Raw genomic sequence first — 8,811 nt, 5'->3', positions numbered from 1 at the left:
AGTTCGGCGTCGGGTTTGGCATCGAAGGCCTTGCCCGGCGGCATCGACCAGTGCTCGGCAAAGTCGCAGCGCAGCCCGTCATCACAGCGCCAGAGCATACCGGCCGGTGAGTCGACAATTTCCGCCAGGGCCCGGATCGCCCGCTCGTTGATGCCACCGCCACCTTCCTCGCCGGCCAGGGTGGTTGCCTGCAATCGCACGTCGACCGTGGAGGTTCGATTGACGGATACGCGCACGTTGGTCACACGTTGCGCTTCATAACCAATCATCTGCACGCGGAGATCATACACTCCCGGCGGAACATTGATAACGAAATACTCGCCGTTGAGATCGGCAGCCGCGCCGCGGTTGGTGCCGTCAAGAATCACGTTCGCGCCCGGCAGGCCCTGGCCGGTATCTTTGTCGGTTATTTTTCCCGCGATTTTACCGGTTGTTTGAGCCATTAACAAGGGGGCAGTACAGAAGAACGCCGTGAAAAAAACTTGTAAGAACCGGCGCGTAGTGCTGGTGTAAAGGGTCATGACGAAATCCTCGGATTGTCAAACCGTGTTTTAGGAACAGCGATCACTTCATCAAAATCATTTTTTTTACATCGGTGAATTTATCCGTTGCCAATTTATAAAAATAAACGCCGCTGGGTAAATGCTGCTGTGTGCGGCCGTTGTCGGGAAATGTCACGTGGTAGTGGCCCGCATTTTTCACTTCATCGAGCAGAACCGCAATCTCTCTGCCCGTCACATCGAGCACGGTAAGCTTGACGGGCGTTCTTTTTTGCACTGAGAAACTGATGCTCGTGGCCGGGTTGAAGGGATTGGGATAATTTTGGTACAGCACGAATTGTGGCAATGAAGAGCTTGCGGCAGAAGCGCGCTCTTTTACTTCCGTGGCGATACCGCCTTTTTTGAAATAGGGCAGGTAGGCGGCTTTGAGCACGGGCGTCACTGGCTTTTCCGTCACACGGTCCATGCGCAAAACCCCCATGCTCTGGAAGCCCTCAGTCATGCGATACCAATCAAACGCACACCACCACGTCGTTGCCATCAAGTAGCCGCAACAATCGTAGTTGCCCAGACTGTCCATAACCGCGCGTTGTTTCAAGGCGCGAAAGGTTTCGTTGAAGATCTCCACCTGCATGCCGGCGGTCGAGCTGTTTTCCGAAGACCAGTAGCCAAACTCCGTATTGATGACGGGCTTTTCGGGATAAGCAAGATTCGCATCGACGAGAAAATATTTTGTGCCGGTATAGGCTGTGCTGCCGTGAAACACGCCGAAATACATGGTCCAGCCGATGAAATCACATACGGCCTGTGAAGGATCGTCCGGGCCGGGCCGGTCTGCTGCAGCCGATTGGCCGGTAAGCCTGCCATCCGGGTACAAACGATTCAACTCTTGCTGCACGCGTTGAATGAAAGTCCTGCGATTATCGACATCCAGGCATTCGTTGCTGGTGCTCCAGGTTATGATGGAGGGGCGATTGTAGTCACGGAAGACCATCTCTTTAAACATTTGTTCGTGAATATGGCGCAACAAGTTTTGCAGCACCCACGCCAGGTTTGAGTCGAATTGCCAGACCGGAATCTCCTCCATGACGACGAAGCCGAGCCGGTCAGCGGCAAGATAAGTAAAAGGATGATTCGGATAGTGGGCGGTGCGCAGCCAATTGGCATTGAGATTTTTGATTTTCAGTAAATCGTCATAAATCGTCTCGATTGGGATGCTGCGGCCGTGGGTTGGGTGATCTTCATGGCGCGCCAGGCCGACAAAGAACGCAGGCTTCTCGTTGAGCAAAAATTTATTGCCCTGCTTCTTTGCCGTGCGAATGCCAAATTGTGTATGAAATTCATCAATTATTTCGCCGGCTTTTGACACGATAACGTGCAACACATAAAGATTGGGATTTTGCGGAGACCAGAGTTTGGGATTTTGCACGGTGAGCATCGTCCGCCAGGTTTTGCTGGCCTGTGACGCGACCGTCACACTGTTTTCTGTTTGTCCGGAAACCGGGGCCGGCGCGCCCATCACTTCCGCAGCCTTTTCCGCGCGGATGTTGTGTTCGCCAATCGCGGCTTCATAAACTTGCACCCGCACCTCAATATCTTGTTCTGCGGGCAAGGCGTTGAACAGTGTGATCGTGGTTTGAATTGTGCCATCTATTTCTTTGGGCACGACGTCGGCGCGCACAACAGAAATCGGATCGGAAAACTCCAAATAAACGTCGTGAATGATGCCGGTGTAATTGAACCAATCGACGCGCGAATAGGGGACAATATCGCTGCGCGTTCCCCACGGCGGATTATCCACGCGCACGGCCAGAACATTTAGAGTATCATATCTAATCGCCTGTGAAACATCAAACGCAAAAGAAGTATAGCCGCCTTCGTGATAACCGATATACGTTCCGTTCAACCACACATCAGCAACATAGTTGACGGCATAAAACATGAGTTTGACGAAGGAGCCGCGCAGAGAATCCGGAACCGCGAATGCGCGGCGGTACCACACTCCGTCTTGATAATATTCCGGCCGGCGTTCATAAGCGTTAATGGTGTTTTCAACGCCCGGAATTTGATGTGTAGGCCAGTTGCTGTCGTCAAATTCGGGTTTGAAACGGTCGCCGGCTTCCGAGAGCAATTCCGCGAAGCCGGCGGCGTCTCTCTTTTTGAGGGTCAAATCGTGATTGGCCGCGAAGCGTTGCTTGCGCCACAGGCCGGCGAGATTGACGGTTGTGCGCTCTTGTTTCTCAAATGAAGGAATGGGAATGCCATTTTGATGCGGCACGGTGATGCCATCAACTGTGCGCAGTTGCAAGGTTGCGTCCAACGTGGCAACCACCTGCCCCATTGACGCGTTGGGCGCCAACCAGAACAAGCACAACCACGTTGCTTTCAAAAGCAATCCAGCCCGTTCACCGCTGCTCATAGTCTCCTCAACCTCACGTTTAGGCGCTTACGGCGTGTTTCATTTGGACGAACGGGTTTGGTAGTCCCCGTCCCTTGTGGGCGGCTGTTGAAGCCATAAAACTCATGGTTGCAACAATGCACTACAAGGGGGCAGGACTACGAATCCTGCATACGCATTTGAAAAACGCTGTAAGTCGCTGCGAAAAAGGCAAAAACATTCACGCAGAGGCGCAAAGCCGCAAAGCAATAACGTTGCGGACTTTTTGCGTCTTCGTGCCTTTGCGTGAGGCCTTTTGGGTTTCGGCTTCTGGGGCACTCTTTCTCGTACTCTCGCTCACTTGAGATTCTCAGGAATCATTGGCGAACGAGAGCACGAGTATCAGCAAAACAGCCAAGCAAATACGCAAAATCACTTCATCAAAAGCATCTTGCGCACTTGCTTGAAATCTCCGGCTTTGAAGCGATAGAAATAAACGCCGGTAGGCAGTGTTTCAGCCTGGATGGTGACCGTGTATTTCCCGGCCGCCTTGAACTCATCCACCAGTGTGCGCACTTTTTGGCCGAGCGCGTTGAACAATTCGACTTTCACGGCGCCGGACTTGGGCAGCGTGTAGACGATGTTGGTGGTGGGATTGAACGGATTGGGGTAATTCTGGCTCAGGCTGTAAATCGTCGGAACATTGCCCTGCGCCTCTTCCACGCCGGTGGGCGAATCTTTATCGCCGATCCAGGTGTACGTCCAATTGCGCGGCGACGACCAGGAATTGTCATTGTTGATCGGCGACAGCGACATCACGCCATCGCGCACATTCGCGACATCGGAGTCATGGATCGAAAAGTCAAGCGGAATGCGCGTGCCGTTGACCGGTGTAAAAGGGGCATCGTCGCCGAAGGTAATATCGCTCAACCGGATTTTGGTCTCGATGATATAGTCGGAGCCGAACCCTTCGAAGTAGTAGTTGGTGGAATCGCGGTTGTAAATCTGAAAGTTGTTGTTGTCCGCGTTAAACAAGCCGTCGTAGCGGTATTGCAACGCGTAATCCGGCTTTTCGCCGCGCAGCCGGGCAAGGTGGGGCGGGCCCGGACGGCCATCATACAAACCAAAGAACATCTCGATGGCATCATCTTCATACCAGTTGCCGGCGGCATCATACGAATGCACGTTGTCAATGGCATCGACCGCGAAGTAGAGATATTCGTTGTCGATCGCCATAAACATCGTGATCGAGAGATCGTCGTCGTTCTCAAAAACTCCTAACCCAACATGTGAGGTGGATTGCTTGTATTCGAACGGCTTGATGCCGCTGGCGTACCATTCACTCAAATCGCCGTCGATAGCCACATTCGCGGGGACGTTGAGAGCAATGGTGGCAACTCCCTTGGCGGTGTTGGCCACTGGCGCAGCCGCTGTGCCGGCATCGCCGATGTTACCGACTCGGTCCACAGCGCTGACAGCATAGTAATACGTGACGGCCTTATCCACCAGCGGGTGGCGCAGGTAATGCACAAAGGTCTGAACATTTTCCGCTACGCCGTCGGCAATAACTTCAACACCGGGCGCATTGATGTCCGTGATCGGCTGCTGGCTGGCATACACGGTATATCGTTCACCTTGTTCGTTGGGCACATCCTGCCAAATCACCAAGTTGAAATTCTGATTGGCGTCCGGCACCGCTGCCACGCCTTGCACCTCGGCCGGCGGCTCGAAATCCGTCTGGCGCTTGCCGTACAACTCGAGGTTGTCGAACAGAATTCCGCCCGTGGTAACCGTGCCCTGTTGCGCTGCGGAAAAAGCGAACTCGTATTTCTTCACTTTGTCCCAATCCAGCTTGCTGTTTCCCGCTACGCCGGACCAGCCCGGATTCGAGAAGCCTTCGGCATTGGGGCCCACGCCCGCACCGCGGTCTTCAAGCGGAATGATCAATTTCTTCCAACCCGCTGCCGAGTCGAGCACCGCACGCGTCTCGAAAATCCATTGTTCTTGCGAATTGTCGCCCTCGCTGTAATCGTACAATTGGATGCGAAAAACCACATTGCCGGGGTTGCTGGAAGCCAGGAAATTGTTGTAGCGCAAAGTCATGTGCGTGTGGCCCGCCATGTTCGGCAAAAAGCTGTTGTCGTCGCCGTACGTGAGGCTGGCAAAACCGCCCCATGATTCCGGGGCATCGACTTTCCAATCGAATTGCGCCGAGGCCGTTTCCAAAAACTCCGTGGTATTGTCGGTCACGCTGATACTGCTGCTCCCGGTTCCTGCATAGGTCGCCGGCTGGGAGGCGGTGGTATCAAAGAAGTTGATAACCGGAAACGCATGGCCGGTAAGCCGTAAATCGTCTAAATAAATCGTTCCGGCAGAAATACCGGAAGCTTGCGGGTCGGCGGCGTTATAAACCGAGGCGTCGATCGACCATTCGAATTTCCAGGCTTTGATCTTGTCAAGATCAAGTGTGCTGTTGCCGGCCTGGCCGGCCCAGCCTGGCAGCCACACGCCTTGATCGGACTGTACCCCGACATCGGTCAACGGCAGCACCAGTTCATTCCAACCCGGCGCCGCGTCGAGAACGAAAAAGTGGGAGTACCAGAACTCTGCTTGCGTGATGTTCGCCATAATGCGGTCATTGACGGCGACATTGCTCATGTCTTTGAGCAGGACGCGAAGATGTGTGGTGCTGGGTATCGATTGCGGAATGGCATTGTAGTACCACACCTTCAGGTGCGTATACGGCGAGAAATCGAAAACCTCGGTGCTATCCGCTCCGTGCATGATATTGGCGTAACCGCCCCAGCTCTCTGTGCCTTGAATGGCATAATCGACCTTCATCGAGCCGGTGCCCTTGTGCACAACATCGTTAGCCAACGACAGATTCGTGAATGTCTGGGTGGAGCTGCTCACATGCTCGTATGCCCAGTAGCTGGAATCGAGTTCAGTGTCAAAACTCTGCAGCACATCCTGGCTAAAGGCCAGCCCAGGCGCCAACAGCAACCATCGTAACAATTTGAAATGCTTCATACTCTACCTCCTTGCGTAAAAGGTTATTGAATTGAACGTTCAGCATGTTGGCTAACAAAACACAAATGACGTTCAGCCACGGCTTGGCCGCGGCTTCTGCTGTCTAAAGCTGCGGCCAAGACGTAGCAGAACACGTGCAGATCACCGCTACGGATTGAGCGAGATTCATGAAGCATCATTCCAACACAAACGCTTGCGCTAAATCGGCAATCGCAACTTTGAACTCGCCCGGCTCGATCACCGGCTTGTGATCGAGCCCAATAAACGAAAAATCTTCCGGCCGCAGCGTAAACGCAACCTTTTTGCTTTCGCCCGGCGCCAATGCGATTTTTTGGAATCCCTTCAAGCGTTTCATCGCGGGCGTCACCGAGGCCACGAGATCAGTGAGATAAAGCTGAACAACCTCCTGGCCGGGGCGTTTGCCGGTATTCTTGACCGTGACTTCCACAAACTGCGCGTCGCCCTTTTTGATTGTAGATTTTTGCAGCTTCAAATCCGAATATGCGAAGGTGGTGTAGCTCAAGCCATAGCCAAACGGAAATTGCGGATCATAAGCCTGAAATTCACCGGTGTGCTCGCTGAATTTATGGTCATACAGCGTGAGATCATTGGCATATTTGGGGTAGGTGATGGGCAGTTTGCCGGAGGGATTGGCGTCGCCGCTGAGAATGTCCGCAAGCGCGGCGCCACCTTCCATGCCGGGCAAAAACGCAGCGAGAATGGCGTTGGTTTTCTCTTCAATCTCGCGGATGAGACGCGGCCGGCCTTCCGCCAAAACTAAAACAATCGGCTTTCCGGTTTTTTGCAGGGCTTGCGCCAGATTGATTTGCGCGCGGGGCAACGTCAAATCCGTAATGTTGCCCGGCGTTTCGCAATAGGCCTCTTCACCCAGGCAGAGTACCACGACGCTTGCCTGCTCGGCAGCCTTGACGGCCGCGGCAATGTCGATTTCCGCGTTGAAATTCGTGCCCGGCACAAACCTCACATTGTTTTTGCCGAATTTTTTCTCGATTGCCTGCAGGATGTTGTCCTTGTCTTTCGGATACAAGGACTCGTCATTGCCCTGCCAGGTAATCGTCCAGCCGCTGTTGAGAACGGCTAATTTGTTTGCCGTTGGTCCGGTGACGAGTATTTTGGCGTCTTTAGCCAGCGGTAGAATGTTGCCGTTGTTTTTGAGCAAAACGATGGACTCTTGCGCTGCTTGCAACGCCACTTTGCGGAATTCCTGCGAAGCGAATTTGGCTTTGAGCGATTTATCCGGATAAGGCTGATCAAAAAGCCCCAGCTTCAGCTTAACCAAAAGAATCCGGCTGACGGCTTCGTCGATGCGCGCGATCGGCACGCTGCCTTCTTGAGCCAGTTCGAGCAGCAATTCATAAAAGCTGAAATCGAGCGGCACCATGCTCATATCCACGCCGGCCATCACCGCTTGCCGCACCGCGTCTTTGGGCGTGGCCGCCACTTTTTCGCGGGTGTGGAGATTGATGATATCAGCCCAATCCGAAACCACAAAGCCCTTGAAACCCAGCTCCTCGCGCAGCAGCTCGGTGAGAAAGTAGTGGCTGGCGTGCAGCGGAATGCCGTCGATTTCCGATGAGTTGATCATAACTGTGTGCGCGCCCGCCTCAACACCGGCTTTGTAAGGCGGCAGAAATTTTTCACGCAACAAACGCTCGGGAATGTAAGCAGGTGTGCGATCTTTGCCGGTGAGGGGATAACTGTAACCGAGGTAATGCTTGACGCAGGCCGCGACTTTTTCTTTGTGATCCACTTCGTTATTGTCGCCTTCGAGACCCTTGACATAGACACCGCCCAAAACTGAAGCGAGATAGGGATCTTCGCCGAAGGTTTCAAACAATCTTGGCCACAAAGGCTGCCGGCCAATATCGAGCACGGGATTGAAATTCCAGGGAATGCCGCTGGCGCGCACTTCGTAGGCCGTGATCTCGCCGTTCTTTTTCATCAAGTCGCTGTTCCACGTTGCTGCCATGCCGAGATTTTGCGGGAAGATGGTGGCGCCCGTGGTGTAGTTCGCGCCGTGCACCGCATCGATGCCGTAAATCACAGGAATTTTCAGGCGCGTTTCCTTGGTTGCCACGTCTTGAATTTGCGTGATGATCTCATGCCAATTGTCGATGCTGTAGGCCGCGCCCATCACATTCAAAATCGAGCCGACATGATGCCGGAGAATTGCCGTGCGCAATTTCTCACGATCGAGCGCCTGCCAGCCACCGGGCGTTTCGCGGTATGCTGCCACTACGTCAATTGTCACCTGCGTCATTTGCCCGATTTTTTCTTCAAGAGTCATTTGCGCAAGCAGATCAGCCACCTGCGTTTCAGGATTCTTGTTCTTGCCGCCGCCCGCAACAGCAAGCGCAGCCGAGCAAAAAAGGGCACAGAGGAAGAACAACGTCCGTTGTTTCATATTTTGATCCCAAAAAGTTGCTCAAAAATGACTTCGCGTTTTTGGCGGGAAAGTAACCTCTGTGACCAAATTTTTACAAAAATCGCGCCATGTAAAGGCTTACAAAATCCTATTGAAAATACAAGAGATTACGCGGGCAATTGGCGGCGGGTGCGGGCAAAGTTATTAGTTTGATAACAGCGGATTATTGAATTGATAACTCAACTAATGCTCTGTTACCTTGAGAGTTTTAGGAGTAACTCCTTTGAAATGTCATTCAGGCGAATCGTGTGAAGTACTCGGAATTAAACCTGCAACTTCACAAGCGCCCTGCGTTCGACTGAGCTCACGCCGAAGTCTGGATGACAGGGCAAGAATGGGTAATTTTTTCAAGGTAACAGTCTACCCTGATTTGCAGACAAGCTGCAAATCAAAGCTTCTGCGAAGCAACAAAAAACTATTCGGTGAAACTCGGTGACCATTGGCGATAAAGTTTTTCC

Annotated in this window: 4 protein-coding genes; all 4 read right to left on the bottom strand. The window is 53.0% G+C overall.

What is annotated here, in order from left to right; translation table 11 throughout:
- A partial coding sequence (locus FBQ85_21690) for a carboxypeptidase-like regulatory domain-containing protein (protein MDL1877752.1) occupies window positions 1–521 on the bottom strand: 521 nt, incomplete at its 3' end.
- Between the two features lie 43 nt (window positions 522–564).
- Window positions 565–2,919 carry a T9SS type A sorting domain-containing protein gene (locus tag FBQ85_21685; GenBank protein MDL1877751.1) on the bottom strand — a complete coding sequence of 785 codons (2,355 nt, stop codon included), beginning with the start codon at window positions 2,917–2,919 and terminating at the stop codon, window positions 565–567.
- Between the two features lie 390 nt (window positions 2,920–3,309).
- Window positions 3,310–5,907 (bottom strand): T9SS type A sorting domain-containing protein, encoded by a 2,598-nt coding sequence (locus FBQ85_21680; GenBank protein MDL1877750.1) that lies wholly within the window; start codon window positions 5,905–5,907, stop codon window positions 3,310–3,312.
- A 175-nt stretch (window positions 5,908–6,082) separates the two neighbouring features.
- On the bottom strand, window positions 6,083–8,332 hold the full coding sequence (locus FBQ85_21675; GenBank protein ID MDL1877749.1) for a beta-glucosidase: 2,250 nt from the start codon (window positions 8,330–8,332) through the stop codon (window positions 6,083–6,085).
- Window positions 8,333–8,811: the final 479 nt, after the last annotated feature.

The sequence above is a fragment of the Cytophagia bacterium CHB2 genome (genome assembly GCA_030263535.1).
Taxonomy (GTDB): domain Bacteria; phylum Zhuqueibacterota; class Zhuqueibacteria; order Zhuqueibacterales; family Zhuqueibacteraceae; genus Coneutiohabitans.
Note: the sequence above shows the minus strand (reverse complement) of the source record. Positions and strands in the feature narration are given on the sequence as shown.

Coding starts and splice junctions, on each gene's coding strand:
- FBQ85_21685 (MDL1877751.1), bottom strand. CDS start 2,919: ATGAGCAGCGGTGAACGGGCTGGATTGCTTTTGAAAGCAACGTGGTTG.
- FBQ85_21680 (MDL1877750.1), bottom strand. CDS start 5,907: ATGAAGCATTTCAAATTGTTACGATGGTTGCTGTTGGCGCCTGGGCTG.
- FBQ85_21675 (MDL1877749.1), bottom strand. CDS start 8,332: ATGAAACAACGGACGTTGTTCTTCCTCTGTGCCCTTTTTTGCTCGGCT.